The sequence below is a fragment of the Boseongicola sp. genome, from assembly GCA_014075275.1.
GTDB lineage: Bacteria > Pseudomonadota > Alphaproteobacteria > Rhodobacterales > Rhodobacteraceae.
Map to the genome: position 1 here is coordinate 398,551 of CP046179.1, position 24,981 is coordinate 423,531.

Genomic DNA, 24,981 nt, shown 5'->3' on the forward strand with positions numbered 1-24,981 from the left:
TGCGGGCCTTTTCTTTTGCGTCTATTAGCGCCGACCAAACAAACGATTGAACCAGCCCGCCAAGCGCCCGCGTGCTGCATCGGCGGTTTCATCAATCTCGTCAAAGACCGGATCAATTCGCGCTTGACGGAAATTGCGCCACAGACGCCATATGGTCAGCGACAAAATGGTCATTATCGTCAGAAAAATTATATTGAACCAGGGGATCAGCCGGGTGTCCGGGCTTGGAACCGCCTTTATGGACGTCGCATTCGGGAAGATGGACAGCCAGGTATTACGCCAGCCATAGTGGCGAACGGCAACCCATTCAGGCGCTTCATTGGTCGAGGTGATATCAGCGGCCTCGGCCTGAAGATCGGCTGTGTCGAACTTGAAGTAGGGTGGCCAACCCCAACCTGTGTCCTCGTTGCGAAAGACGATCGTATCGTCGTCTGCAGTTTTGGTTGAGATAAACAGAACGTCGCGGTTTACCGGCGTTTCGCTGGTTCCGGCGCTTCCTGATGACCAGAAGATACTATTCCACCCGCCGAAGTCCTGCCGTTCTTCATAGGTGTTAACGATGCGCACAATATCGCGTTGTGGTAGTGTGTAATGCAGGAATCCACCAATCAAAACGATCAGCAGAATACGAAATGTCCACTTAAAATAGGCCATGGTGATGTTCCCTTGTTCGGTCTTCACATAGGGTCTGTGGTGGGGGTGCGGCAAGGGGTTTCCCTGAACTTGCAATTGCGCCAGTCTGTCGACACCGAGAAACCGAGGCTGATGGATGCAACGCGAAAAAGTACCAGCCATTTTAACCTTACTGTCCGGTCAGTTCGCCAGCCAGCCCGAGGCATTTACGTGTTTGACCCAACTTGCTGAAGAACGCGGTATCAACGTGGATCTGGCCGAGGTTGATGTTATCCAACAAGCCGCGAATGTGCGGCTGGCGCATTATTTCCGACCCGCGATTGTAGCCCGAATTCAGGAGCTGCAAATGGATGATAATACAGCTGTTGTGGTGCGCCCCAGTGCCCTGGCGTCGGTCCGGAATTTCCCGTCTGACACTGCGGAATTGCGGCATCTGGGCCGCTTTGCTGGCGAAATCATAGAGGCGGAACAGGGGCATAACTGGGTATGAAGCCAGGTGCGCGCAATCTGATTACGGACGTTGTCGGGCTGACGGTCGGGCAGGCTGATGATCCTGTGCTGAAGTCCGGGGTGACGGTTCTGGTGGGTGATAAGCCGATGGTTGCGGGCGTGCATGTGATGGGCGGCGCGCCGGGAACGCGCGAGACGGATTTGTTGCGCCCCGACGCAACCATACAGGAAGTGGACGCGCTGGTGATGTCGGGGGGATCTGCTTTCGGATTGTCATCGGCCAGCGGTATTGCGCAGGCTATGGCGGCGGATGGTCGGGGGGTGGCAGTGGCCGGACACAATGTCCCGATTGTGCCTGCCGCGATCATTTTCGATCTCGCCAACGGAGGTAACAAGAAATGGTCCCAAGACCCCTATCCGGGTCTTGGTCAGACGGCTTATGCGGCACGCCAGAATGACATCACTCTTGGGACAGCAGGGGCCGGAACCGGTGCTTTGGTTTCGGGGTTGAAGGGTGGCGTCGGGTCGGCGTCGGTGATCATGGACAGCGGAGTGACCGTTGGTGCGTTAGTGGTTGTTAATGCCGTTGGTCAGGTCACGGTTGGGGACGGCCCGCATTTCTGGGCAGCGCCATGGGAGGTTGGAGATGAATTCGGCGGTATCGGTCAGGCCAACATCCTGGCACCTGCGCCAGTCCTGAAATCCTATGAAAAGACCAATACCGCCATTGCCATTGTCGCCACAGATGCACGCCTGACCAAGGCGGAAGCGACCCGCATGGCCATAGCCGCCCATGATGGCGCGGCACGGGCCATCGTTCCCTCACACTTGCCGACGGATGGCGATCTGGTCTTCGCCTGCTCGACGGATCAGCGCCTGCCCGGAGATACAGATTGGATGTGGATGGGGCACGCGGCGGCCACCTGTCTCAGCCGAGCGATTGCACGCGCGGTGTACTACGCGACACCTGCGGATAATGACCACTACCCGACCTGGAAGCAAAAGTTCGCCTGACACCATTATTGGCCCAGAAATATCCCGGGGGAGTCCGCGAAGCGGGCGGGGGCAGCGCCCCCAGCCACCGCGACGCGCGTCAGCGCGGCGCAATCTCCCTGACAAGCGCTGATACCAGCGGCGAGTCTTTTTCTTCAAGCAATTCAATCACATCGAAATGGTGGCGACCCGGAGCATGGTGCAAATCACCTGACCAAGTCTCGGCCAGCCAGCGGGCTTGATCAAGAAACGCCGGGCGCTCCTCCCCACCAACCCAAACATCAACTGACACATCCGGAGGTGCGTGCAAAACGGGGCTTTCCGAGTTTGCTTCATCGTCATCCAGACCGAGGTCTGCGTTCATTGAAGTTTCCAGAAGCGGCCGTAAATCGGCCACTGGTGAGATCGGCACGATCCGGTCGATGCGTTTGCGCACGTCTTCGTCAAGCACGATATCCCGGCACCCAAGTCGTGCGACCAGATGCCCACCTGCCGAGTGGCCGGTAAGCCGGATCGGTCCTGCCACCAAACCAGCGGCAGTTTCCGCGGCGCGCGCCATGCAAAGGGTGATCTGCCGGATGTGCACCTCTGGTGCCAGGGGATAGGACGGCATCGCGACGGCCCAATCATGCGCGGTTAAACCGGCCGACATATGCGACCAGAAGCTGCGATCAAAACGGCGCCAATAGCCGCCGTGGATAAAGACGATCAAGCCCTTTGCTGCGCCGGTCGGATGAAAGATATCCAGCTTTTCGCGCTCGGATGGCCCGTAGGACACATTCAGACGCGCCCGCCCGATACTGGCCTGAAGTTCGCGGTGGGCCCGCGCGGCGTCAGCCCATCGGTCGGGATATTCGGCGGCATCGGGGATGAAGGCGCCGTTCTCGTAGGCGGTATCGTTTTTCATGGCTGTTCGGCGATCCGTGAGTTGGATATATCAGCGAGAAAGCATGAATGGCTGGCGAATGCCAGAATTTGGAGGTTTCCATGTTGGATACGGCGACGAATTTGTACGCACTTTTGAAGGACCCGAGTTTGCTTGAAACCCGCGCCTATCTGGCGGGCGACTGGGTTGACGGCGCGGGCGGCAGGACCTTTGACGTCACGAACCCGGCACGTGGCGATGTGATCGCGACGGTTGCGGATGTAGATCGCGCGCAAGTCGCGGATGCCATTGCGAAATCAGCGGCAGCCCAGAAGGAATGGGCGGCGCGCACGGCAAAAGACCGTGCCAATATCCTGCGCGGCTGGTTCGATCTGATGATCGAAAACGCAGATGATCTGTCGGTGATCCTGACGGCGGAGCAGGGCAAACCCCTGGCCGAGGCAAAAGGTGAGATCGTCTATGGCGCCTCTTTCATCGAATGGTTCGCGGAAGAGGCCAAGCGTATTTACGGCGAGACTATTCCAGGTCATCAGCCGGACAAGCGTATCACGGTTTTGAAGCAGCCGATTGGTGTCTGTGCTGCGATCACGCCCTGGAACTTCCCGAACGCGATGATCACCCGCAAGGTGGCCCCTGCTTTGGCGGCGGGATGCGCGATGCTGGTGCGCCCGGCGACCCAGACACCGCTGTCGGCGCTGGCCATGGCGGTTTTGGCTGACCGTGCAGGTTTGCCGAAGGGTATCTTGTCGATTGTGCCGTCGTCGGCAGCGTCCGAGATTGGTAAAGAATTTTGCGAGAATCATACCGTGCGCAAGTTGTCGTTCACTGGTTCGACCGAGGTGGGTCGGATTTTGCTGCGCCAGGCTGCGGATCAGGTGATGAAGTGTTCCATGGAACTGGGCGGCAATGCACCGTTCATTGTCTTTGATGACGCTGATCTGGATGCGGCTGTCGATGGGGCCATGGCCAGCAAGTTCCGCAATAACGGTCAGACATGTGTCTGCGCCAACCGGATTTACGTTCAGGACGCTGTATACGATGAATTTGCGGCTAAGCTGTCGGCTAAGCTGGCTGAAATGAAAGTTGGTGACGGGTGTGACCCGCGACATGAAGGTTGCGGTGGAAGAGACATTTGGTCCGCTTGCACCCCTGTTCCGGTTCAGCAATGTCGACGATGTAATTGAGCAGGCCAATGACACTATTTTCGGCCTGGCCAGTTACTTCTATGCCCGCGATCTGGGGCGCGTGACCAAGGTGGCCGAGGCGCTGGAATACGGCATCGTGGGCGTGAACACCGGGATCATTTCGACCGAGGTCGCGCCCTTTGGCGGTGTTAAGCAATCGGGGCTTGGACGTGAGGGATCGCATCACGGGATCGAGGACTATCTTGAGATGAAATACATCTGTGTAAGTGTCTAGGTTTCCCCTGCCTTCGGCAGGCGATCCGCTGGGGGCGCTGCCCCCAGACCCCCGGAGTATTTTTGATCAGAAGAAGATGATTTCGCCAGCTTGGTGAAAACATAAACCTTGCGGTGACATGGTCGGCGTGCGGGTCGACACAACAGAAGTGTGGCGAAATAAATTTAGCCATGCGCCAAGGATTGACCTTTGGGGTGCGTCTTACCCATCGTGATGCGTATGACAGTTTCGGATGAAGCCTTGGCCAAAGCGGCGGCAGGTGGGGACGGCGATGCCTTTTCGGCATTGATCTCGCGCCATTATGACCGCTTGTTCCGCTTTGCGTTTCGTCTGACCGGGCGGCGCGAGGACGCCGAGGATCTGGTTCAGGACATTTGCGTGGTGCTGCCCACCAAGCTTAGGGCATTTCGGGGCGAGGCGCGGTTTACGACCTGGCTGTATCGGGTGGCGGTAAATGCGACCCACGACCGACGCCGACGGGCCGCGGCCCATGCGCGGGCGGCGGAGGGTTGGGGCGAAGTTGAATTGGCACGTCGGGCAGAAGCGGATGAGGCGCGGGTGGCGCTGGATTGGTTGCAAGCGGCGATGGCTTCGTTGCCAGAAGATTTGCGCGACACGTTGGCTTTAACGCTGGAGGACGGAATGACCCATGGTGCGGCGGCTGAGGTTCTGGGGGTCAGCGAGGGCACTGTTAGCTGGCGCATGTCAGAAGTGAAAAAGCGATTGCGGGCGTTAAAGGACGCAGAGCTATGAGCGATGAGTTGGACGATCTGAAGAGAGCCATGGAGGCGGCGACGCCTTTGCCGGATGCGGTGAAGAAGGCGTCGAATCTCACCATGGCGGAAGAAAATTTCGCGCGGATCCAAGGAATTGGGTCCGGGCTGCGTCACACATCTGAGCGAGGTCAATTGACCCGCATATTTGATGGAGTGAAGCAGATGTTGAATGTGATGACGACGCGCGGTGGGTTGACGGCGACGACGGCTATGGTGGCGGTCGGGGCTTTTGTGGTGCTGCCTGGGGGGCGGGATTTGTTGATGCCGCCGGGTGATTTTGATCTTGGCGCGCGGGTGGAACAGCCGGAAATTGTGGCTCCTGTGGAAAACACTGTCGTTGACGAGATTGCTGTTGGCGGTGAGGCGCAGCTACAGGGCACTGAAAGTCGACAGTTTGGTGATGACGTCTTGGCCGTAACGGAAGCGCCGCGCGATCTGACCCGGCGGGATAGGGCTGAGGCGGATGCTATGATGTCCGAGTTGGCTTTGGAAGAGCCGATGATGGAAATGGCGGATGCGGCTTCACCGGTTGCGCCCTTGGGTCAGGTTGCTTCGAAGTCAGTGGCACGCGAGCAGTTTCAGGCTGCGCCGACCGCGACGATGGAGGCTGAAGCCCTGATCATTCGCCCCGATGAGCGAGTTGTGATCGTCGAAGGCGATACCGAAGCTTTCGCGAATGAAGAGGTTTCGCCGCTGAAGATAACGGGTGACGAGCCGGTTTCGACGTTTTCGATTGATGTGGATACGGCGTCTTATGCCGTCGTGCGGTCGTCTTTGATGGCGGGTGCTTTGCCGCCGGAGCAGGCGGTTCGGGTTGAGGAAATGGTCAACTATTTTCCCTATGACTATGCCGCGCCCGATGGGGCGCACCCGTTCCGCCCTGCGGTTACGGTAATGCCGACGCCGTGGAATTCGGGCACCGAGTTGGTGCATATCGGCATTCAGGGAACGATGCCTGCTGTTGAGGATCGTCCGCCGCTGAATCTGGTTTTCCTGATTGATACGTCGGGGTCGATGCAGGATGCCAATAAGCTGCCGTTGTTGAAGCAATCTTTTCGGTTGATGTTGAGCGAGTTACGCCCCGACGATGAGGTCTCGATTGTGACCTATGCGGGCAGTGCCGGGCAGGTATTGGAGCCGACGCGGGCAGCAGAACGGTCTGTTATCTTGGCGGCTTTGGAGCGGTTGTCGGCAGGTGGCTCGACCGCTGGTCAGGCGGGGATTGAGCAGGCCTATGCGGTCGCCGAAGGTATGGCCGGTGAGGGCGAAGTCACCCGGGTTGTTCTGGCGACGGATGGGGATTTCAATGTTGGGATCAGTGATCCGGAAGCTTTGAAAGATGTGATCGCCAAGAAGCGCGAAAGCGGCACTTACTTAAGCGTTCTGGGCTTTGGGCGGGGCAATCTGGACGATGCCACGATGCAGGCGCTGGCGCAGAACGGCAACGGGCAGGCGGCCTATATCGACACGTTGTCCGAGGCGCGAAAGGTGCTTGTAGATCAGTTGACCGGCGCGTTGTTTCCGATTGCCAATGACGTGAAGATACAGGTTGAGTTCAATCCGGCTGAAATCGCGGAATACCGGTTGATCGGCTATGAAACGCGCGCTTTGGCCCGCGAGGATTTCAACAATGATCGTGTCGATGCTGGTGATATTGGGGCCGGGCATTCGGTGACGGCGATCTATGAGGTGACGCCTGTGGGCTCGGATGCGGTTCGAAATGGACCGCTGCGGTATGGCGATGACACTGCGTTTTCCGGCGATAGCACGGGCGAATTGGGGTTCTTCAAACTGCGGTATAAATCGCCAGGCGAGAGCACGAGTGTGTTGTTGGAAGAACCAATTTTTGCCGAGCAGGGCACGGCGGGATCGGACATTCAGTTCTCGGTCGCGATGGCAGGATTCGGACAGTTGCTGCGCGGCGGTGAGTATCTGGGTGGCTGGTCCTGGGGTGAGGCGATTGCGCTGGCCTCGGGGTCCCGTGGCGAGGACGCCTTTGGTTATCGGGCAGAGGCTGTGACGTTGATGCGGCTGGCTGAGACATTGGCGAAGTAGGTTTCGCCCTTCGGGGTCGAGGGGGGGGGGGGCCGCCGGGTAAACCCGGCGGCCCTTTTGCGTGTTTTAGGTAAGATGAAGGAGCTTGGTGCGCCTTCAGTCAGGTGCTACGCGCTGTGTCGTATGCGTCGAGCATTTCGTTGAACTCATTGACAGGCATGTTGTCGTCTATTGCAGCTTCCATGCGTTCGGCCTGGGATTTTGGGATCAGCCCGCCGACGGGCGGGTCGCGGTCGAGGTTGGTGGGGAAGGCGTAGCCTTCGGCGCTGGCGGCGATGACGTTTGCGATTTCGCCTGCGCTCAGCGCGGTGTTTTGCAGGACCGGGTAGAGCGCTTTGGCCATGGCAGTGCGGTTAACGGTTTCGATGGAGCGCCCGAAGGCGGAGCCGATCTGAAGGAGGTTGGCCATGCGGTAGATGTCGGTTGAGACATTGTTGCCGGCGCCATGCATGAGAGCCGGGTTGAAGAAGACTGCATCGCCTTTTTCAAGCGCAAGCTGGGCGTGGTTTTCGGCGAAGTATTGTTGGAACTCCGGGCGACCGAAGGCGACATAGCCATCGCGGAAACTTTGCGAATAGGGCAAGAGCATCGTCGGGCCACTTTCCAGCGGCATGTCGCAATGGGCGACGGCGCCTTGAAGCGTGAGCGAAGGCGATGTGATGTGCGCCTGAACAGGGTAGGTGGCCAATTGATCGGGCGTCATGAAGCCGAGGTGGTAATCTCGGTGCGGAGTTTGGGCGGCCCCGCCGGGGTTTACGCGGTTGACTTGTGCGGTGACCTGATAGCCGCGCCCGAGCCATGCGCGGCTGGCCATGGCGATGGCGTCTGAGGCGAAATAGGCGGCGAAGTTTTCCGGGTTGGCGAGGCAGTGTTTCTGCGCGGCATTCCAGACACGGTCGTTTGCGCCGGGTTTGGCGAAGTGATCGCCGCCGCCTGCGCCGGTTGCGCGTTCAGCTTCGATGAGTTGGTTGAAGACCTCGGTCGCCTGATCGACGAACACGAGGTCGGGCATGGCGTTTTTGATCGCGATGACGCCAGCGCCTTTGTCGAAGATCTGGTTCCATTCGGCCATGAGGGCGAGTTTGTTAGCCAGCGTTTTGGCGGCGTTGCGGACGGTTTCACCGTCGTAGATTGGGATGTTTTGCTGAACTTCGGCAGCATTAGGCAGATTGGCGATGTCTGTGGTGCGGTCCATATCGCGTTTGAAGGCATCGAAATCGCCTGACGTCGCGTCGAGCCAGACTTGTTGGCTGAGGGATTTGGTTGGTGCGTTCATGAGTTGGCCCTTTGTTGTTGAAGTCAGAATAGGGAGGATTGCGGTGGTTTGGGATGGAAAAGACCTCAGAAACACCTCAGAATGAAGTATGGTTGATCAGTTTCCTATGAAAGAGATCGCGTTCCAGGCGGGGGTGAGTCTGGCGACGGTGGACCGGGCGTTGCATGGGCGGGCCGGGGTGCGGGCGGTGACGCGGGCGCGGGTGGCGGCGGCAATTGGGGAGTTGGAGCGGCAGTATGGGGCAGTGGGATTGGCCGGGCGGCGGGTATCGATTGATGTGGTGATGGAAGCGCCGCGGCGGTTTTCGGATGCAGTGCGGGCGGCGTTTGAGGCGGAACTGCCGGCGCTGCGGCCTGCCAGTGTGACGGCGCGGTTTCATGTGGGGCAGACGCTGGGGGACGCGGAGTTCTTAAGCATTCTTAAGGCGATCCGGCGACGGGGGAGCCATGGTGTGGTTTTGAAAGCTCCGTTGCGCGATGGCATTGCAGAGATGGCGCGGGGGTTGATGGCGGCGGGGATACCGGTGCTGACTTTCGTGACGGATCTGCCGGAAGATGCGCGGGCGGCCTATGTCGGGATAGATAACCGAGCGGCCGGGGCGGCGGCGGCCTGGCTGATGGGGCACATGTTGGTAGGGCGGCCATGCGAGGTCATGACGACGATGTCGAGTGCGCAGTTTTCCGGTGAAGATGAACGGGTTACGGGATTTCGCGAAGCGATGGCGGAGCGGTTTCCAAAGATTGGCATTCTTCAGGTCTCAGAGGGGATGGGCCTTGAGAGGGACACCAAGGAGTTGGTGGCGGCAGCCTTGGAGGCGCATCCGGGGATCGGCGCGGTCTATTCGGTTGGGGGTGGAAACCGCGCTGTTTTGCAGGCCTTTCGAGAGGCGCGGCGGGAGTGTCGGGTGTTTGCAGCGCATGACCTGGATCGGGCGAACCGGGCATTGTTGGCTGCGCGACAATTAACTTTTGTCATTCACCATGATCTGCGCCAGGACGCGCGGACGGTCTGTCAGGCGGTCCTGCATTATCATCGTATGCTGTCGGACGAGGTGCGCTTTGTGCCGTCCCGGTTTGAAGTTGTGACGCCTGAGGGTTTGGTAGATTAACAAAGTCTTTTGGGAGCGCGCGGTGATGTCCGCGTTCCTGCACGACAACATGGCGAGTGCCCTTAAAAACAAGCGGAAATCGCTGATTTTGGAGTGTCGGTATTACGTCGGTATCGCGTCGGTGCGGGCACTGACGCTTGGAAATGGCGTGGAGATCGACGCGATCTCCAATGTGAAATTCGACGCGAATTTCGGGAAGAAGTTAGCGTGGGGTCGTGGGGGAAAGCGTGCACTGGAACCTTTGTAAGGTTCCGGGCGATCTCTGCGTCAGAGATCGCTGTCCTCTTCGATGTAAGTGTTGATGATCGCGTGGAAGTCCGCATCGGCTTTGAAGCCGAGGGAGATGGCGCGTTCCGGGGTGAAATTGCGGGGCCAGCCTTTGACGATTTCCATGATGGCAGCGTCGGGCTGGGGTTTGATCAATTTGACAACCTCGTTGCCGGAAATGTCGCGCAGGGCTTCTATCTGTTCTTCGACAGTACAGCTGACGCCGGGCAGGTTCAGGGCGCGGCGGGTGCCGAGTTGGGAAAGGTCGATAGTGCCCGCGTGACGCAGGAACCCGGCGGCTGAGCGGGGAGAGGCATGCCAGTGGCGCACGTCCGTTGGCACCGGCAGGATCGCCTCGACGCCATTCAGGGGCTCGCGGATGATGCCGGAAAAGAAGGACGACGCCGCGAGGTTTGGTTTGCCCGGGCGCACACAGATGGTTGGCAGGCGGATCGAGAGGCCGTCGAGGAAGCCCTTGCGCGAGAAATCCGACAGCATGAGTTCCGAGATGGCTTTTTGAGCGCCGTAGGACGTTTGCGGGGCCGAGAGGAATTCGTCATCGATCTTGTCGGGGTAGGGCGCGCCGAAGACGGCGATGGACGAAGTGAAAACTACGCGGGGTCGCCAAGCGCCGCCGCTGGCGGTGTGTTCGGCGCGGATGGTTTCCAGGAAATTCCAGAAAGCTGTGCCGTTGATTGTCCAGCCGAGGTCGAAATCGGTCTCGGCCTGGCCCGAGACGATGGACGCGAGGTGGAAAATGGTGTCGGGGCGTTGGGCGATCAGGGATTGAATCGCGTCTTTGTCGGTAACGTTGCCGGTGACGCGCGTTGTCGCAGACGCGCCTTTGGGGGGGAAGGCGAGATCGAAGAGTGTGACGGTATCGCTGGCATCGTAAAGCGGTGTTTCAGCAAGGCTGCTGGCGAATTTCTGGCCGACCATGCCGCCGCCGCCAATGATCAGTGTCGATGCCAATGGATGGTCCCTTCGTTGTAGCTTTGCCGTGAGGGTAGCCAGGTCTTGAGGCTTGGGCTAGGCCAGTTCCCGAAAGGTGCCGAAGTCGAGTTTGGCGTTCCAGGGATCATCGTGGCCCAGATGCCACGCTGCGGCGCGGTAGACGCCCATGTGACTGACCCACAGGGTTGGCTCAGCGGTTGTATTATCCAGCGCGCGACGCACGCGGGTTGCCAGTTGGGCAACGCTTTCGCCGCCGTGGGGGCGGGCGTTGTTAAAATCATCTGCCCATTGGTCAAGTTCATGGCGGGGAAGGTCGTTCCAGGGGACACCCTCCCACTTGCCGAAGTCCATTTCGATGAGATCGGGGTTTGTCGTAAGCGGGATGTTTCGGGTGTTTGCGATGGATGCCGCTAATAAGTGGCAGCGCGACAGAGGGCTGCTGACGATACGTTCGATGGGAGGTAAGGTGTTGGCAAGATGAGTGAAATCGGCGTGATAGGTGTCAATGAGCGGTAGGTCCGTGCGGCCATAGCACAGACCACTTGCGCCCGTGGGTTCGGTGTGGCGCAGGAAGATCAGAGCCATGCAAGGATCAAGAGTGGGATCAAAACCTCGGTCAGTTGTTCGGCTGCGCCGAGACTGTCACCAGTATAGCCGTTTAAGCGGGACATCAGGCGGCGCGAGATTAGGTAGAAAAGGATGGCAGTGCACAAAAGTGCATAGGCCGCTGCCGAAAAACTTACGGTGATCCACAGCGGAAGCAGGGCGATGGCGGCAAAGGCCCACAAGATGCCGTCAGTGCCGCGTGGGGTATCGTCCATGAAGGATGCGGCGCCTTCGGTGCGGGCATAGGGCAGGTTGCGCATGAGCCAGACCATGGCCCCGCGCCCAAGGGCGTGACCCGCGATCAGGGTGGCGATGGCGGCGGGCAGGGGCAGAAGGGCAAGGGCTGCGATTTTGATGGTGAGTGTCATGCCCAAGGCGAGCGCGCCATAGCTGCCGATGCGGCTGTCGCGCATGATCTCAAGCGCGCGTCCGCGTGATTGGCTGCCGCCGAGGCCATCGGCGAGGTCGGCGAGGCCATCTTCATGGAGTGCTCCGGTCAGGACCATTCCGGCGGCCACTGTCAGTAGGACAGCGATGGCCTGGGGCAGGATGGTGGACAGCGCGAAGAGGATGATTGCCAGAGCAATGCCAATGGCCAGACCGATTGCGGAATACCAGCGGGTGGCGCGGGCCATGGTGGCGTCGGTATATTCAACGGGCGGGAAGTGCAGCCGGGTCAGGAACCCTGCGGCGAGGATCAGTTCTGTGCGGGTATCATTCACGCTGGGCCTGTGACGCCTGCGTCTTCGAAGCTGGCCATGTCGGTCAGCATGCGCGCGGCGGCTTGCAGAAGGGGCCATGCCAGGAGCGCCCCGGTGCCTTCGCCGAGGCGTAGGGACAGGTCCAGAAGCGGGTCGGCCTTTAGGGCGGCGAGCATGGTCTGGTGGCCCTGTTCCTGGGATTTATGGGCGAAAATCATGGCGTTACGGGATGCGGGTTCGATATGCGCGGCGACGAGGGCGGCTGAGGTGGCGATGAAACCATCGACGATGACGCAGCGGCCAGCGGCGGTGGCACCCATCATGGCGCCTGCCATCATGGCGATCTCGAACCCGCCGTATTCGGCGAGGGCGTCAGCGGCGGATAGATCGCCAGTGCGTTGGGCTGCGCGGGTCAGGGTGGCGGCTTTGGCGGTGAGGCCCGCGTCATCAAGTCCGGTGCCGCGCCCCGTCAGCGTGTCGATATCCGTGCCGGTGATTTTATGGGCCAGGAGGGTGGCGGAAGAGGTATTGGCGATGCCCATTTCACCGAATGCCACCGCGTCCCAGTTGCCATCAGCGCCAAGCGCGCGGCCTTTGGCGAGGGCCTCGTCGCGCTGCTCGTTGGTCATGGCCGGGCGGGTCAGGAAGCTGGCTGTGCCGGGGGCGACGCGCTGGTCGATCAGGCCGGGAATGTCGAAGGGATCGCCCGCGACACCGGCGTCGACGACGCGCAAGGATGCTCCGGTGGAATTCGCGAAGACGTTGGCAGCCGCGCCGCCTGCGACGAAGTTCAGCACCATCTGACGCGTGACCTCTTGCGGGAAGGCGGAAACGCCTTCGGCAGCGATGCCATGGTCGCCCGCGAAAATCGTCAGTTGGCAGGTTTCCATCTTCGGGTTCAGGTTGCCCTTGATCGTGGCGATTTGGCTGGCCAATGCTTCGATCCGGCCAAGCGCGCCCAAAGGTTTCGTTTTCATGTCGATCTTGCGTTGAAGATCGGTTGCGAATGTCGTTTGGTCGTTCACGGCTTGGAATCCCTGTGGATGGCTGGGCTATGTTTACGAATAGAACGCAAAAGCCTCAATCCCGGGACGCCAACATGACCGACGAAAACGACATCAACACCCGCCACAAAGACCGAATGCAGAAGATCAAGGCTGCGCGCGACCGGATGATGGAGAACAAGACCACCGAGAAGGGGTTGATCATCGTTCTGACCGGCAAGGGGAAAGGCAAATCCAGTTCGGGATTCGGGATGATTTTCCGCGCGATTGGGCATGGGATGCCGTGTGCGGTGGTGCAGTTCATCAAGGGCGCGTGGAAATCTGCGGAATGTGAGCTGATCAAGGATAAGTTCGCGGACGAATGCCCGATTTATGTGATGGGCGAGGGGTTCACCTGGGAAACGCAGGATCGCGAACGCGATATTGAGATGGCGCAGGCGGCATGGGAGAAGGCGAAAGATCTGATCCGGGATGAGAACAACAAGATGGTGCTGTTGGACGAGATCAACATCGCGATGCGCTATGATTACATCGACGTCGAGGATGTGGCGGATTTTCTGGTGAACGAGAAACCGCCGATGACCCATGTGATACTGACGGGACGGAATGCCAAAGAGCCATTGATTGATGTGGCAGATATGGTGACGGACATTCAGGATGTGAAACATCCGTTCCGCACCCAAGGTGTGAAGGCGCAGGCCGGGGTCGAGTTTTAAGGCCCATGGGTCAGCCTGCGATCATTGTCTGGGATTTCGACGGGGTTTTGAACCGCAATATCGTCGGGGGTCAGTTCATCTGGAGCGACCGGATGGACGCGGAGCTGGGCCTGGATTGCGAGGCGTTTGACGAATTTCTGTTCCGTTCGCACAGGATGAAACAGGCGATAACCGGACAGGTTGATATTCGGGAGTTCGTGGCCGAGTGGCTGGCGGATCAGGATACCGATGTGACGGCTGAGGCGTTTTTGGCGTTTTGGTTTCAGAATGACCTGTATCCTGATGTGCCTGTGCTGGACCTTTTGCGGGCGCATCGGGCGCGTCATGTGATTGGAACCAACAACGAAGACCGGCGCGTGCGGGCGATTGAGGCTGTGCCGGAATTCATGGCGCATGTTCGCTGTGTCTTTGCCTCGGGGCGGATGAAGGTTGCAAAGCCCGCAGACGGGTTCTTTGAGGTGGTCGAAGTCTGGGCAGGAGTGCCCGCGACTGAGATACTGCTGGTCGATGACACGGACGCGAATGTCGAAGCGGCGGTTGCGCGGGGTTGGCGTGGGTTTCTGTTCAACGATGAGACCCGGAGCTGCTTGCCGGAGTATCTGGGGTTGGCGGGGTGACGCGGGCGTTGATGATACAGGGCACAGGCTCGAACGTCGGGAAATCGGTGATCGTGGCGGGGTTATGCCGTGCGGCGGCGAACCGGGGATTGAAGGTGCGCCCTTTCAAGCCGCAGAACATGTCGAACAATGCTGCGGTGACCGAAGATGGTGGCGAGATCGGTCGGGCGCAGGCGTTGCAGGCGTTGGCGTGTCGCGCCGCCCTGACGGTGCATATGAACCCTGTTTTGCTGAAACCAGAAACCGATACCGGCAGTCAGGTGGTGGTTCAGGGGCGTGCGACTGGGGCCATGAAGGCGGGTGATTATAAGGCGGCGAAGCCGGGATTGATGACGGTTGTTCTTGAGAGTTTTCAACGGGTTGGAGAGGATGCCGATCTGGTTTTGGTTGAGGGCGCGGGTAGTCCGGCCGAGATCAACTTACGGGAAAGCGACATTGCCAACATGGGGTTTGCGCGGGCGGCGGGTGTGCCGGTTGTTCTGTTGGGGGACATTGACCGTGGCGGAGTGATTGCGCAGATCGTGGGGACGCAGGCGGTTCTCGAGGCCGGTGATGCCGCACAGATTGCGGGCTTTGCGATTAACAAGTTTCGCGGCGATCCCCGGTTGTTTGACGATGGATATGCCGAGATCGAGACGCGCACCGGGTGGACCGGTTTCGGGGTGATCCCTTGGTTTCGCGATGTTTCGAAGTTGCCTGCTGAAGATGCGGTGGATCTAGGCTCGGGGGCGGCATCGGGCGAATTTCACGTCGTTGTTCCAATGCTGAGCCGGATTGCGAACTTTGATGACTTTGACCCGTTGATGGCGGAGCCGAATGTGCGGTTGACGATGGTGCGCCCGGGGCAGGTTTTGCCACGTGATGCGGATCTGGTGATCTTGCCAGGAACGAAGTCGACCATTGGCGATCTGGCGTTTCTGCGGGCGCAGGGTTGGGACGTTGATCTGGCGGCCCATGTGCGCCGTGGCGGTCAGGTTTTGGGAATTTGCGGCGGGTATCAGATGCTTGGTCGCAAGATCGTGGATCCTGATGGTTTGGACGGTGCGGCGGGCGAGACCGAAGGTTTGGGGCTGTTGGACACCCAGACGGTGATGACGCCTGCGAAGGCATTAACGCGGGTGCGGGCAAGCCATGTTGCGACTGGTTTGGGCCTTAATGGCTATGAGATCCATATCGGGCAGACAGCGGGTGCGGATTGTGCGCGACCCTATGCGATGATCGGGGATCAGGCGGACGGGGCGGTGTCGTCTGATGGTCGTATTGCCGGGACCTATCTGCACGGGTTGTTTACGGATGATGCGTTTCGCGCGGCTTGGTTAACGGCGCGCGGAGTTGCGGCGGCGAATGTGTCTTATGGGGCCGAAGTGGACCGGATTCTGGACGAATTGGCGGCGCATTTGGAGACGCATATGGATCTGGATGCGCTGTTCGCCGTGGCGGGTGAGGTTTAATAGGCTGCGTCTTCGAAGCGTTCCCACTCTTCTTCTGAGCCGGGGAATCCCAACCTCATCCAGCTATTCGAATATGGAAAAATCCGACTCCAGATACGAGAATTGGCTAGCATCTCCTGGCATGCAGCAGCCGCTCCTGTATCGTATGTTCGAAATAGATGAGTTCCACCAACTGGAATCCATGCTGCTTTGATTGCAATGCTGTCCATGCGAGATGCGTCTTCGGCAAGTTGGGTGCGCATATTATCTTGCCAATTCAGGTCATTGAGGGCTTTCGTGCCGATCTCGATCGCAGGGCCAGAGGCGGGCCATGGGCCTGCGCCGGATTGGATTTGGTCGATCATGTTTTGCGGCCCGGCGACAAAGCCGAGACGCGCGCCTGCCAGCCCGAAGAACTTGCCGAAAGACCGCAGGACCACGACGTTTTCCGGCATGGTGCCGGGAAGGAGCGAGAGGTCGGGGGTGGCGTCGCCGAAACTTTCATCGACGATGAGGATGCCGACCTTTTGGGCCAGTTTATGCAGGGCTTCGGGATGGATGTGGTGGCCGGTGGGATTGTTGGGGTTGACCACGATGGCCACGTCGGCGCCGGGCAGGTCGGTTTCGGATGTGACCCGGGTAACGGTCCAGTTGGCGTCGTTTAGGGCGGCTTGGAACTCGTTATATGTCGGCGACAGGATGCGGGCTTCGCCGGGGGTGGCGAGGCGTGGCAGAAGCTGGATCGCGGCTTGTGCGCCGGCCATCTGGGTCATGGGCCAGGTGGTGCGATACGCGGTGCGGGCGGCTTGCAGCAGATTTGCGGTGGCGTCTTTGTCGGGAAGGCTGCGCCAAGCGGCGTCGCTGAGCATGGGCACGGGATAGGCGCGCCGATTGATGCCGGTTGAGAGGTCAATCCAGTCGTTGGCTGTGCCGCCGTATGTGTTTATCGCGCGGGCCAGATCGCCGCCGTGATCGCGTGTGCTCATGTCAGCTTCTTCGCTGGTCTTTCAGAAGATGACAAGAAGGAGCAGGAGGGCGGCGAGGCCTGCCAGACTTTTGAGGTAAAGGGCGAGGGCGCGGGTGATGTCTTTGCCAGTTGGATCGGGGGCGGTTTCGTTGACATATGCGTCGTCGGTGGGACCGGTTTCGTAGGCGCGGGGGCCCGAAAGGCGGATATTAAGGCCACCAGCCATCGCCGCCTCGGGCCAGCCTGCGTTGGGCGAACGGTGATGGTGGGCGTCGCCCACGACAGTTTTCAGGGATTTCACCGGGTGGCCAGACGCTAGGGAAAAAATCAGGGCGGTCAGGCGGGCGGGTATCCAGTTCACGACGTCGTCGAGGCGGGCAGCGGCGCGGCCGAAATGCAGATAACGGTCGCTTTTGTGGCCGATCATGCTGTCCAATGTGTTGATGGCTTTGTAGGCGGCGATGCCGGGCAGGCCGAGAAGGACACCCCAAAAAACCGGGGCGACGATGCCGTCGGATGTGTTTTCCGCGAGGCTTTCGATGACGGCGCGGGCGATCGCGTGTTCATCAAGGCTTGACGGGTCCCGTCCGACGATCTTTGCGACTTCAGAGCGGGCTTCTTCTATATCATCCCGGTTCAGGGGACGGGCGACGTTGGCGACGTGGTCGTGCATGCTGCGAGGGGCAACGAGAGGTGCGGCGAGAATACCGGTCAGAACCGCTCCGATAATGCCGCCGGGCAATACAAAGGTGAGCCCGATTGTTGGCACCAACACGACGAGAAGTGTGATGAAAACAGTTACTCGGCCCCAGAAGATATGATCTGAAGGTTGCTCTTCGCTAAGATTAAAGCGCAGTTCCATCCAAGAAATAAGGCGGCCAATCCATGTGACAGGATGGCCAACTAGGCGAAACAGTCGATCTGGCCAGCCAAAGGCGCCTTCGATTGCCAAAGCTATGAGCATTGCAAGCGACGTCATCCCATGTCCCTTTGCGGTTAGCTTTCAATTGAATGACATTCCTGGCAGCGCTATGCAACGTGAGGTGGCAAGAAACGGAGCCATATTATGGGACGCATCATATTGGTGACGGGTGGTGCGCGCTCGGGCAAGTCTGTCTGGGCCGAGGCCCGGATGCGCGATCTGGCAGGGCCGCCGGTTTACATTGCGACCGCTGAAGCGCGCGACGGTGAGATGGAGGGCCGGATCGCGGCGCATATTGCGCGCCGGGGACCGGAGTGGTCGACGGTTGAAGAACCCCGCGATTTGGCGGGGGCTTTGCAGCGAACAGATGGGGCCGGGGCGCGATTGGTGGATTGCCTGACGTTGTGGTTGACCAATGAGATGCTGGCGGATGGGGGCGATTGGGAAGCTGCGCTGGAGGGTCTTGTGGAGGTTTTGAAGGGCCAAGCGGCACCTGTTGTATTGGTGACCAATGAAGTCGGATCAGGGATTGTGCCTGCGAACGCGCTGTCGCGAGCGTTTCAGGATGCTGCGGGAACGGTTAATCAGGCGGTTGGGGCGATTGCCGACGAGGTTGTTTTGGTCGTTGCAGGGCAGCCTTTGAGGATTAAAGGGTGAACCGATCTCCGACGCGGAGATCGGTGCGGAAACTCAACGGAGTTTCCGTTTGATTCTGCGATCATTCCCGCGTCGGGAATGGGGCGGAGACCGCGTCGGTCTCCGTTAGTTTGCCGCCACCATTTTGCCTTCGGCCTGCAATTGCGCGTGGGTTTGATCCAGCGATTTCCAAGCGCGTTCGATCAACGTGTCGATCTCTTCAGTGGACAGGATCAGCGGCGGCGAAATTATCATGCGGTCGCCAACATGGCGCATGATCAGATTGTTGTCGAAGCAATGGCCGCGGCAGACCAAACCGGCGGTTCCGGGACCGCCGGCAAATGTCGCGCGGCTGGCACTGTCGGGCGTCAGTGCGATGGAGCCCATCATTCCGACGATCTTCGCTTCGCCCACCAATGGATGATCTGCGAGTGATTCCCATTTTCCCTTGAGGTAGGGCGCGGCGGTGTCGCGGACGTGGTCTACGAGACCTTCTTCTTCGATAATCCGCAAGTTTTCCAAGGCGACAGCCGCGGCCACTGGATGGCCGGAATAGGTGTATCCGTGGTTGAATTCGTCCGAGCCGAGAACAGAGGCAATCTCGTCCGACAGGATCGACCCGCCGATGGGCTGGTAGCCAGACGAAAGGCCCTTGGCGATGGTCATGATGTCGGGTTGGATGCCGATGACTTCGCTGCCAAACCATGCGCCGGTGCGACCAAAACCGCAGATTACTTCGTCGGCGATCAGCAAGATATCATGTGCGTTGCAGATACGTTTCAGTTCCGGCCAGTATGTCTCGGGTGGAACAATCACACCGCCAGCGCCCTGAATGGGTTCGGCGATGAAAGCGGCGACATTGTCGACACCAAGTTCGGCAATTGCCGTTTCCAACTCGCGTGCGCGGGCGAGGCCGAAGTCCGCAGGTGACATATCCCCGCCTTCAGCCCACCAATTTGGCTGACCGATGTGGTGAATGTCCGGGATCGGCAGGCCGCCTTGGGCGTGCATGGCCGCCATCCCGCCCAATGATCCGCTGCCAACGGACGAGCCGTGGTAAGCGTTCTTGCGGCTGATGATGATCTTCTTGTTTGACTGGCCTTTTAACGCCCAATATTGACGGACGAGGCGAATGTTCGTGTCGTTCGCTTCGGAGCCGCCGCTGGCGTAAAAGACGTGGTTCAGGTCGCCGGGGGCCAGTTCGGCCAGTTTGGCCGAAAGCGCAATGACCGGCGTGTGGGTCGTTTTGAAGAAGGTGTTGTAGTAGGGCAATTCGCGCATCTGGCGGGCTGCAACCTCGGCCAGTTCATTGCGGCCATAGCCGATGTTCACGCACCAGAGACCCGCCATGGCGTCCAGCACCCGCTCGCCTTCGGAATCGGTTAGCCATGCTCCGTCGCCGCGCACCATGACGCGCGCGCCATTTTGCTTCAGATCATCCTGAGCCGTGAAGGGGTGCACATGGTGTGCGACATCCAGCGCCTGTAGTTCTGCCGTGGGCATATGGTTGGTGATCATGGTCATGGCGCAGCGCTCCTCAGGGTGCGGGACGTTTGCCACAAAATATGATCAAATTATTGGTTAGGTCAATCGTTGCGCTGGACGCCTAGTCATTTAATGTTAGCCGAACCTGTCCAATGCCCTGTCTAATATCATCAGATATTGCATGTGCGGCTCTTTCGACTTGCCCTTCACGAAGGGCAATCAGGGCTTCGGTGTGTTTGTCCGGCAGATTTGACGTGCCGAACCGACCGCAGACGATTCGCAAACTTGGACCCACTTGAAGCCATAAAGACTTTGCAATTTTGGCCAAAACCTCTGCATCTGCCTGCTCGTAAAGACGGAAATGAAAGCGATAATTGAACTCAAGATAGCTTTCGATACTGCCATTTTCGATTGCGGCATCGACTTGAGCGTCCAGTTCCGCGAGTTCGCGCAGACAGTCGTCTGTCATACGTCGGGCGGCAAGTTCTGCCAGTCGCGGCTCGATAGATAGACGTGCGAACCCAATTTCCTCAAGTACTTCGCGGGTCATGACAGGCACGTTCACGCGGCGATTACCGCCAGATTCCAAAGCACCTTCTGCTGTCAGGCGCCGGATAGCCTCACGCACCGGAGTCATCCCGCCGCCGATCATTTCCACAAGCCCCTGGATCGTTACGGCTTGCCCTGGCACCAGCCGACCGAACAAGATCATGTCGCGGATCTGGTGGTAGATCGTTTGGTGCTCTGGAAGTTTGGCGGCGACTTTGTTCATTGCATTTGTTCCCACATTCGACACGGATTTGAGACCGGTTTCAGGTGTCCTATCACGAATTTACTTGTTTTGTGCGTAGAATTTGATCAAATGTGCGATGAAATACCATTGGGGAGACGAAAATGACCATGAAATTAGTGACGGCGTCTGCGGTCGCCACGCTTTTGGCGACCAGCGCATGGGCCGAAGAAGTCCGTGTTTACAACTGGTCAGACTATATCGACGAGGAGCTGCTGACAAAGTTTGAAGACGAGACCGGGATCGAGTTGATCTATGACGTTTTTGATTCGAACGAGGTTCTGGAAACGAAGATGTTGGCCGGTGGGTCGGGGTATGACGTTGTTGTGCCGACTGCAGACTTTCTTCAGCGCCAGATCACGGCTGGTGCATTCCAAAAGCTGGATTACTCGAAATTGCCGAATTCGGGCAACATGTGGGAGGTTATTAAAGAGCGGACGGACCTTTATGATCCGGGTGCGCAATATGCGATCAACTATATGTGGGGCACGACAGGGGTTGCGGTAAACACCGGAAAAGTCGCCGCAGTTCTTGGCGATGATGCGCCAATCGGCTCTTTGGATCTTGTGTTCAATCCGGCGCATATGGAAAAGCTGGCAAGTTGCGGCGTTTACTTCCTTGATGCGCCGACCGAGATCATTCCGGCCGCTTTGACATATCTGGGTCTTGACCCGAACACGCGAGACAAGGCTGAGATTGAGCAGGCTGGCAAGGTTCTGGAAGCTGTCCGTCCTTATGTGAAGAAATTCCATTCATCGGAATACATAAATGCACTGGCCAACGGTGATATCTGTGTTGCGATCGGCTGGTCTGGGGACGTTTTGCAGGCGCGCGATCGGGCCTGGGAGGCCGACAATGGAGTTGAAATCGCGTATAACGCCCCGGTTGAAGGCGCGCTGATGTGGTTTGACATGATGGCGGTCCCTACGGACGCGCCGAATGCCGAAGCAGCGCATAAGTTTCTGAACTTCATCATGGATGCGCAGAACATGGCGGATGCGTCGAACTATGTTTATTTTGCCAACGGAAACCTGGCGAGCCAGGAATTTCTGCTGGAAGACGTAATCGGTGATACTGCGATCTACCCGGATGAAGCGACGCTGGAGACACTTTATACCGTGAATCCGTATGATGCGCGTACTCAGCGGACGATCACGCGGCTCTGGACGAAGATAAAGTCTGGCACTTAAGATCAGGCTGACGCGCCCGGGTGCAATTGTCCCCGGGCGTTTTTTTTGACGGGGGACTCTCATGGCAGAAACATCAGCTGCACAAACCGGTGATGTTGCGGCCTGGGAGGATCCTAATGCTGTTCCCCTTATACGCATCGATAGTGTGACAAAGCGGTTTGGCGCATTCACAGCGATCGACAACATAGCCTTGCACATTTATCCTCGCGAGTTTTTTGCTTTGTTGGGGCCGTCAGGGTGCGGCAAGACGACGTTGATGCGGATGCTGGCGGGGTTTGAGACCCCGACAGAGGGTGCAATCAGTATCGACGGGGTGGATATGGCCTCGGTTCCGCCGAACAAGCGGGCTGTGAACATGATGTTCCAGTCCTACGCTTTGTTCCCGCATTTAAGTGTCTGGGACAACATTGCCTTTGGATTGCGGCGTGACAAACTGCCGGCGGATCAGGTTGGCGACCGCGTGGAAGAGATGTTGAAGCTGGTGCAACTGGGTAAGTTCGCCAAGCGCAAACCGCACCAGATTTCTGGCGGTCAGCGACAGCGGGTTGCTTTGGCGCGGTCTTTGGCGAAGGCGCCGAAATTGTTGCTGTTGGATGAGCCACTGGGCGCGTTGGACAAGAAGCTGCGACAGGAAACGCAGTTTGAGTTGATGGATATTCAGGAGACGCTGGGCACGACCTTTGTGATTGTGACCCACGATCAGGAAGAGGCGATGACAGTGGCGAGCCGGGTGGCGGTGATGGACCACGGTCAGCTTATTCAGGTGGAGACACCCGAGCGGATTTATGAACAGCCGAACTCGGTTTATGTGGCCGATTTCATTGGGGATGTGAATCTTATTAAGGGATCGGTTCGCACGAATGAAGGAAGTGTTGCGCTGGATTGGGCTGAGGGGCGCGCGCCTTTGGTCGGGCAGGGGGCAGCGGACCTGAGTGTTGGCGGGACAGCGACATTTGCCATTCGCCCCGAAAAGATAGCCATATCGGCGGAAGAACCGCAGGACCGGAATAACAAGGTGCAGGGTAAGATCCTGGACATTGGATATTTGGGGAACCTGTCGACCTATCACGTTGAACTGCCCGAGGGGCCAGTTGTGAAATGCGAAGTTGGGAACCGCAGCCGGATAGAGAGGCGGGATTTCACCTGGGAAGATGAGGTCTGGCTGTCGTGGAGTGATACGGCTGGAATGGTGCTGGCGGATTGATGGTGGGTGGCGACGGGCATAGCGGAATTCTTGTGGGGCGCTGCCCCACACCCCGGAGTATTTTAGATCAGAAGAAGGGCAATTTTAGTCAAATTGTTCGGGTCTGGACGTCATGAAGCGACTGTTGGTTGGCATTCCCTATGTTTGGCTCTTGGTGCTGTTTTTGGTGCCGTTCGGGATCGTTCTGAAAATATCACTGAGTGATATTGCGCTGTCGATCCCGCCTTATGAGCCGAAGCTGGATTTGTCGGGCGGATGGGCCGCGGTCACGGATTTCTTTAGTCGGCTGGATTTCGAGAACTACATCTTTCTGACAACGGATGACCTGTATTGGAAAGCCTATCTGTCGTCGTTGAAGATTGCGGTTCTGTCGACATTCTTTACGCTTTTAGTTGGATTTCCAATCGCTTACGGTATGGCGCGTGCGCCGGAGGAATGGCGGCCAGCCTTGCTGTTGATGGTCATTCTGCCGTTCTGGACCAGTTTTCTGATCCGGGTTTATGCGTGGATCGGCATCCTGTCGACGGAAGGGTTTTTGAATCAATTCCTACTGTGGTCGGGGATCATCAATGAGCCGCTGCAAATTTTGGGGACGAATGTCGCGGTCTATATCGGCATTGTTTACACCTATCTGCCGTTCATGATCCTGCCGATCTATTCGACGTTGGAAAAGATGGACGGATCGTTGTTGGAGGCGGCGGAAGACTTGGGGTGTTCGCGCACAGAAGCCTTCTGGCTGGTGACGGTCAGGCTGGCGCGGCCAGGCATAATTGCCGGGTGTTTTCTGGTCTTCATCCCGGCCCTGGGCGAGTTTGTGATCCCGTCATTGCTGGGTGGGTCGGACACGTTGATGATCGGTAAGGTCTTGTGGGAGGAATTCTTCTCGAACCGGGATTGGCCGGTGGCTTCGGCAGTGGCGATCATCCTGCTGCTGCTGTTGATCGTGCCGATCATTCTGTTCCAGCGGAACCAGCAACAGAACCGGGAGGCTGACTGATGAACCGGCTGACCCCGTTCAATATTGTGTCGCTGACATTGGGATTTGCGTTACTGTATATCCCGATGGTGATCCTGATTTTCTTTAGTTTCAACGAGTCGAAGCTGGTGACGGTTTGGGCGGGGTTCTCGACCAAGTGGTATGGGGAATTGCTGCGCAACGAGGCGATGATTGATGCGGCCTGGGTAACTTTGAAGGTGGCGTTTTTCTCGTCCTCAATTGCGACCGTGTTGGGCACAATGGCGGCCTATGTGATGGTGCGGCGGGGGCGATTTTTCGGGCGGACGTTGTTTTCGGGAATGATCTATGCGCCGCTTGTAATGCCCGAGGTGATCACCGGGCTGTCGCTGTTGTTGCTGTTCATTGCGATCGGGTTGGACAGGGGTGTGCTGACGATCGTGCTGGCGCATACGACCTTTGCGATGTGCTATGTGTCGGTGGTGGTGTCGTCGCGCTTGGTGAGCTTTGATGACTCGCTTGAGGAAGCCGCGCTGGACCTTGGGGCTTCGCCGTTTGAAGCGTTCCGGCTGGTGACATTGCCGATCATCGCGCCTGCGGTGATCTCGGGGTGGTTGCTGGCGTTTACGCTGTCGTTGGATGATCTGGTGATTGCGTCGTTCACGGCGGGGCCGTCTTCGACGACATTGCCGATCAAGATATTTTCATCCGTTCGCTTGGGCGTTTCGCCCGAGATTAATGCGTTGTCGACGATTATCATTGCCATTGTGACCGTCGGGGTTTTGACGGCCTCGATCATGTCGAAGCGTCAGATTGCGCGGCGATTAGCGGATGAGGCGGCGGCGGGTTGATAGCGCGCATTTGACGATACTATACTTATGATATTCAGGAAATTTACTTGATTTTTTTAATGTTTTTGACCTTCCTTTTCTTTGGGGACA

Annotated in this window: 25 protein-coding genes and 1 pseudogene; 15 read left to right on the forward strand and 11 right to left on the reverse strand. The window is 58.4% G+C overall.

All coding sequences use genetic code 11. The annotated features are described in order from the left end of the window. Window positions 1-24: 24 nt before the first annotated feature. Window positions 25-654, reverse strand: a complete 630-nt coding sequence (locus tag GKR98_02070; GenBank protein ID QMU57093.1) for a DUF1523 family protein — start codon at window positions 652-654, stop codon at window positions 25-27. 115 nt (window positions 655-769) lie between these two features. Between GKR98_02070 and GKR98_02075 the strand changes: the two genes are divergently transcribed. Both GKR98_02075 and GKR98_02080 read left to right on the forward strand, forming a co-directional pair. Continuing rightward, a complete protein-coding gene (locus tag GKR98_02075) occupies window positions 770-1,123 on the forward strand; it encodes a hypothetical protein (GenBank protein QMU57094.1) in 354 nt (117 codons plus the stop codon). Further along, window positions 1,120-2,097, forward strand: a complete 978-nt coding sequence (locus GKR98_02080) for a peptidase T4 (protein ID QMU57095.1) — start codon at window positions 1,120-1,122, stop codon at window positions 2,095-2,097. The genes GKR98_02075 and GKR98_02080 overlap by 4 nt, the downstream gene beginning before the upstream one ends. Window positions 2,098-2,176: 79 nt before the next feature. On the opposite strand, the gene GKR98_02085 is transcribed toward GKR98_02080, so the two are convergent. Further along, on the reverse strand, window positions 2,177-2,983 hold the full coding sequence (locus tag GKR98_02085) for an alpha/beta fold hydrolase (GenBank protein ID QMU57096.1): 807 nt from the start codon (window positions 2,981-2,983) through the stop codon (window positions 2,177-2,179). An 80-nt stretch (window positions 2,984-3,063) separates the two neighbouring features. Between GKR98_02085 and GKR98_02090 the strand changes: the two are divergent. The 3 genes and pseudogenes from GKR98_02090 (at window position 3,064) to GKR98_02100 (ending at window position 7,212) form a co-directional block, all read left to right on the forward strand. Further along, a pseudogene (locus GKR98_02090) lies at window positions 3,064-4,381 on the forward strand (aldehyde dehydrogenase family protein). Window positions 4,382-4,600: 219 nt separating this feature from the next. Then, complete coding sequence (locus GKR98_02095; protein QMU57097.1) at window positions 4,601-5,134, forward strand: sigma-70 family RNA polymerase sigma factor; 534 nt, start codon at window positions 4,601-4,603, stop codon at window positions 5,132-5,134. Beyond that, complete coding sequence (locus GKR98_02100; GenBank protein QMU57098.1) at window positions 5,131-7,212, forward strand: DUF3520 domain-containing protein; 2,082 nt, start codon at window positions 5,131-5,133, stop codon at window positions 7,210-7,212. The genes GKR98_02095 and GKR98_02100 overlap by 4 nt, the downstream gene beginning before the upstream one ends. Before the next feature lie 100 nt (window positions 7,213-7,312). Here the strand turns inward: GKR98_02100 and GKR98_02105 are convergent, their stop codons facing one another. Beyond that, complete coding sequence (locus tag GKR98_02105; protein ID QMU57099.1) at window positions 7,313-8,488, reverse strand: phytanoyl-CoA dioxygenase; 1,176 nt, start codon at window positions 8,486-8,488, stop codon at window positions 7,313-7,315. 88 nt (window positions 8,489-8,576) lie between these two features. Here GKR98_02105 and GKR98_02110 point away from each other — a divergent pair, with 88 nt between their 5' ends. Together GKR98_02110 and GKR98_02115 are read left to right on the forward strand one after the other, a co-directional pair. Next, entirely contained in the window at window positions 8,577-9,596 is a 1,020-nt protein-coding gene (locus GKR98_02110) for a substrate-binding domain-containing protein (GenBank protein ID QMU57100.1), read from the forward strand. 25 nt (window positions 9,597-9,621) lie between these two features. Continuing rightward, the gene (locus tag GKR98_02115; GenBank protein QMU57101.1) at window positions 9,622-9,843 is read left to right on the forward strand and encodes a hypothetical protein; all 222 of its coding nucleotides are present in this window, start codon (window positions 9,622-9,624) and stop codon (window positions 9,841-9,843) included. Between the two features lie 20 nt (window positions 9,844-9,863). On the opposite strand, the gene GKR98_02120 is transcribed toward GKR98_02115, so the two are convergent. The 4 genes from GKR98_02120 to cobT are packed head-to-tail and all read right to left on the reverse strand — an operon-like array spanning window position 9,864 to window position 13,101. Then, window positions 9,864-10,835: an NAD-dependent epimerase/dehydratase family protein gene (locus GKR98_02120; protein ID QMU57102.1), complete on the reverse strand. Its 972-nt coding sequence runs from the start codon at window positions 10,833-10,835 to the stop codon at window positions 9,864-9,866. Between the two features lie 57 nt (window positions 10,836-10,892). After that, complete coding sequence (locus tag GKR98_02125; protein ID QMU57103.1) at window positions 10,893-11,402, reverse strand: alpha-ribazole phosphatase; 510 nt, start codon at window positions 11,400-11,402, stop codon at window positions 10,893-10,895. Next, entirely contained in the window at window positions 11,393-12,223 is an 831-nt protein-coding gene (gene cobS / locus GKR98_02130; protein QMU57104.1) for an adenosylcobinamide-GDP ribazoletransferase, read from the reverse strand. The genes GKR98_02125 and cobS overlap by 10 nt, the downstream gene beginning before the upstream one ends. Beyond that, entirely contained in the window at window positions 12,142-13,101 is a 960-nt protein-coding gene (gene cobT, locus GKR98_02135; protein QMU59939.1) for a nicotinate-nucleotide--dimethylbenzimidazole phosphoribosyltransferase, read from the reverse strand. Before cobT ends, cobS begins: the two co-directional genes overlap by 82 nt. Window positions 13,102-13,223: 122 nt before the next feature. On the opposite strand from cobT, the gene cobO reads away from it, so the two are divergent. The 3 genes from cobO to GKR98_02150 are packed head-to-tail and all read left to right on the forward strand — an operon-like array spanning window position 13,224 to window position 15,912. After that, the gene (gene cobO / locus GKR98_02140; protein QMU57105.1) at window positions 13,224-13,844 is read left to right on the forward strand and encodes a cob(I)yrinic acid a,c-diamide adenosyltransferase; all 621 of its coding nucleotides are present in this window, start codon (window positions 13,224-13,226) and stop codon (window positions 13,842-13,844) included. A 5-nt stretch (window positions 13,845-13,849) separates the two neighbouring features. Further along, the gene (locus GKR98_02145; GenBank protein ID QMU57106.1) at window positions 13,850-14,461 is read left to right on the forward strand and encodes an HAD family hydrolase; all 612 of its coding nucleotides are present in this window, start codon (window positions 13,850-13,852) and stop codon (window positions 14,459-14,461) included. 11 nt (window positions 14,462-14,472) lie between these two features. Then, window positions 14,473-15,912 (forward strand): cobyric acid synthase, encoded by a 1,440-nt coding sequence (locus GKR98_02150; GenBank protein ID QMU57107.1) that lies wholly within the window; start codon window positions 14,473-14,475, stop codon window positions 15,910-15,912. Here the strand turns inward: GKR98_02150 and GKR98_02155 are convergent. Further along, window positions 15,909-16,877 (reverse strand): threonine-phosphate decarboxylase, encoded by a 969-nt coding sequence (locus GKR98_02155; GenBank protein QMU57108.1) that lies wholly within the window; start codon window positions 16,875-16,877, stop codon window positions 15,909-15,911. The genes GKR98_02150 and GKR98_02155 overlap by 4 nt on opposite strands. A gap of 21 nt (window positions 16,878-16,898) precedes the next feature. Continuing rightward, a complete protein-coding gene (gene cobD / locus GKR98_02160) occupies window positions 16,899-17,837 on the reverse strand; it encodes a cobalamin biosynthesis protein CobD (protein QMU57109.1) in 939 nt (312 codons plus the stop codon). Window positions 17,838-17,924: 87 nt separating this feature from the next. Between cobD and cobU the strand changes: the two genes are divergently transcribed. Further along, complete coding sequence (gene cobU, locus GKR98_02165) at window positions 17,925-18,437, forward strand: bifunctional adenosylcobinamide kinase/adenosylcobinamide-phosphate guanylyltransferase (GenBank protein QMU57110.1); 513 nt, start codon at window positions 17,925-17,927, stop codon at window positions 18,435-18,437. A gap of 105 nt (window positions 18,438-18,542) precedes the next feature. Here the strand turns inward: cobU and GKR98_02170 are convergent, their stop codons facing one another. Both GKR98_02170 and GKR98_02175 read right to left on the reverse strand, forming a co-directional pair. Next, window positions 18,543-19,940, reverse strand: coding sequence for an aminotransferase class III-fold pyridoxal phosphate-dependent enzyme (locus GKR98_02170; GenBank protein QMU57111.1), 1,398 nt, complete (start codon window positions 19,938-19,940; stop codon window positions 18,543-18,545). 82 nt (window positions 19,941-20,022) lie between these two features. Next, window positions 20,023-20,673: an FCD domain-containing protein gene (locus GKR98_02175; protein QMU57112.1), complete on the reverse strand. Its 651-nt coding sequence runs from the start codon at window positions 20,671-20,673 to the stop codon at window positions 20,023-20,025. 122 nt (window positions 20,674-20,795) lie between these two features. Between GKR98_02175 and GKR98_02180 the strand changes: the two genes are divergently transcribed. The 4 genes from GKR98_02180 (at window position 20,796) to GKR98_02195 (ending at window position 24,891) form a co-directional block, all read left to right on the forward strand. Then, window positions 20,796-21,881 (forward strand): extracellular solute-binding protein, encoded by a 1,086-nt coding sequence (locus GKR98_02180; GenBank protein QMU57113.1) that lies wholly within the window; start codon window positions 20,796-20,798, stop codon window positions 21,879-21,881. Window positions 21,882-21,942: 61 nt separating this feature from the next. Then, complete coding sequence (gene potA, locus GKR98_02185) at window positions 21,943-23,085, forward strand: polyamine ABC transporter ATP-binding protein (GenBank protein QMU57114.1); 1,143 nt, start codon at window positions 21,943-21,945, stop codon at window positions 23,083-23,085. A 112-nt stretch (window positions 23,086-23,197) separates the two neighbouring features. Continuing rightward, complete coding sequence (locus GKR98_02190) at window positions 23,198-24,082, forward strand: ABC transporter permease subunit (GenBank protein ID QMU57115.1); 885 nt, start codon at window positions 23,198-23,200, stop codon at window positions 24,080-24,082. Further along, window positions 24,082-24,891: an ABC transporter permease subunit gene (locus GKR98_02195; protein QMU57116.1), complete on the forward strand. Its 810-nt coding sequence runs from the start codon at window positions 24,082-24,084 to the stop codon at window positions 24,889-24,891. Before GKR98_02190 ends, GKR98_02195 begins: the two co-directional genes overlap by 1 nt. The last annotated feature ends 90 nt before the right edge of the window (window positions 24,892-24,981 follow it).

Excerpts from the sequence above, each read along its gene's own strand:
- GKR98_02080 (QMU57095.1), top strand. The coding sequence starts at position 1,120 with ATGAAGCCAGGTGCGCGCAATCTGATTACGGACGTTGTCGGGCTGACG.
- GKR98_02195 (QMU57116.1), top strand. The coding sequence starts at position 24,082 with ATGAACCGGCTGACCCCGTTCAATATTGTGTCGCTGACATTGGGATTT.
- GKR98_02150 (QMU57107.1), top strand. The coding sequence starts at position 14,473 with ATGATACAGGGCACAGGCTCGAACGTCGGGAAATCGGTGATCGTGGCG.
- cobU (QMU57110.1), top strand. The coding sequence starts at position 17,925 with ATGGGACGCATCATATTGGTGACGGGTGGTGCGCGCTCGGGCAAGTCT.
- cobO (QMU57105.1), top strand. The coding sequence starts at position 13,224 with ATGACCGACGAAAACGACATCAACACCCGCCACAAAGACCGAATGCAG.
- GKR98_02180 (QMU57113.1), top strand. The coding sequence starts at position 20,796 with ATGACCATGAAATTAGTGACGGCGTCTGCGGTCGCCACGCTTTTGGCG.
- GKR98_02155 (QMU57108.1), bottom strand. The coding sequence starts at position 16,877 with ATGAGCACACGCGATCACGGCGGCGATCTGGCCCGCGCGATAAACACA.
- GKR98_02075 (QMU57094.1), top strand. The coding sequence starts at position 770 with ATGCAACGCGAAAAAGTACCAGCCATTTTAACCTTACTGTCCGGTCAG.
- cobD (QMU57109.1), bottom strand. The coding sequence starts at position 17,837 with ATGACGTCGCTTGCAATGCTCATAGCTTTGGCAATCGAAGGCGCCTTT.
- GKR98_02115 (QMU57101.1), top strand. The coding sequence starts at position 9,622 with ATGTCCGCGTTCCTGCACGACAACATGGCGAGTGCCCTTAAAAACAAG.
- GKR98_02085 (QMU57096.1), bottom strand. The coding sequence starts at position 2,983 with ATGAAAAACGATACCGCCTACGAGAACGGCGCCTTCATCCCCGATGCC.
- GKR98_02070 (QMU57093.1), bottom strand. The coding sequence starts at position 654 with ATGGCCTATTTTAAGTGGACATTTCGTATTCTGCTGATCGTTTTGATT.
- GKR98_02100 (QMU57098.1), top strand. The coding sequence starts at position 5,131 with ATGAGCGATGAGTTGGACGATCTGAAGAGAGCCATGGAGGCGGCGACG.
- GKR98_02170 (QMU57111.1), bottom strand. The coding sequence starts at position 19,940 with ATGACCATGATCACCAACCATATGCCCACGGCAGAACTACAGGCGCTG.
- cobS (QMU57104.1), bottom strand. The coding sequence starts at position 12,223 with ATGGCCCCTTCTGCAAGCCGCCGCGCGCATGCTGACCGACATGGCCAG.
- cobT (QMU59939.1), bottom strand. The coding sequence starts at position 13,101 with ATGAAAACGAAACCTTTGGGCGCGCTTGGCCGGATCGAAGCATTGGCC.
- GKR98_02125 (QMU57103.1), bottom strand. The coding sequence starts at position 11,402 with ATGGCTCTGATCTTCCTGCGCCACACCGAACCCACGGGCGCAAGTGGT.
- GKR98_02145 (QMU57106.1), top strand. The coding sequence starts at position 13,850 with ATGGGTCAGCCTGCGATCATTGTCTGGGATTTCGACGGGGTTTTGAAC.
- GKR98_02175 (QMU57112.1), bottom strand. The coding sequence starts at position 20,673 with ATGAACAAAGTCGCCGCCAAACTTCCAGAGCACCAAACGATCTACCAC.
- GKR98_02190 (QMU57115.1), top strand. The coding sequence starts at position 23,198 with ATGAAGCGACTGTTGGTTGGCATTCCCTATGTTTGGCTCTTGGTGCTG.
- GKR98_02105 (QMU57099.1), bottom strand. The coding sequence starts at position 8,488 with ATGAACGCACCAACCAAATCCCTCAGCCAACAAGTCTGGCTCGACGCG.
- GKR98_02095 (QMU57097.1), top strand. The coding sequence starts at position 4,601 with ATGACAGTTTCGGATGAAGCCTTGGCCAAAGCGGCGGCAGGTGGGGAC.
- potA (QMU57114.1), top strand. The coding sequence starts at position 21,943 with ATGGCAGAAACATCAGCTGCACAAACCGGTGATGTTGCGGCCTGGGAG.
- GKR98_02110 (QMU57100.1), top strand. The coding sequence starts at position 8,577 with ATGGTTGATCAGTTTCCTATGAAAGAGATCGCGTTCCAGGCGGGGGTG.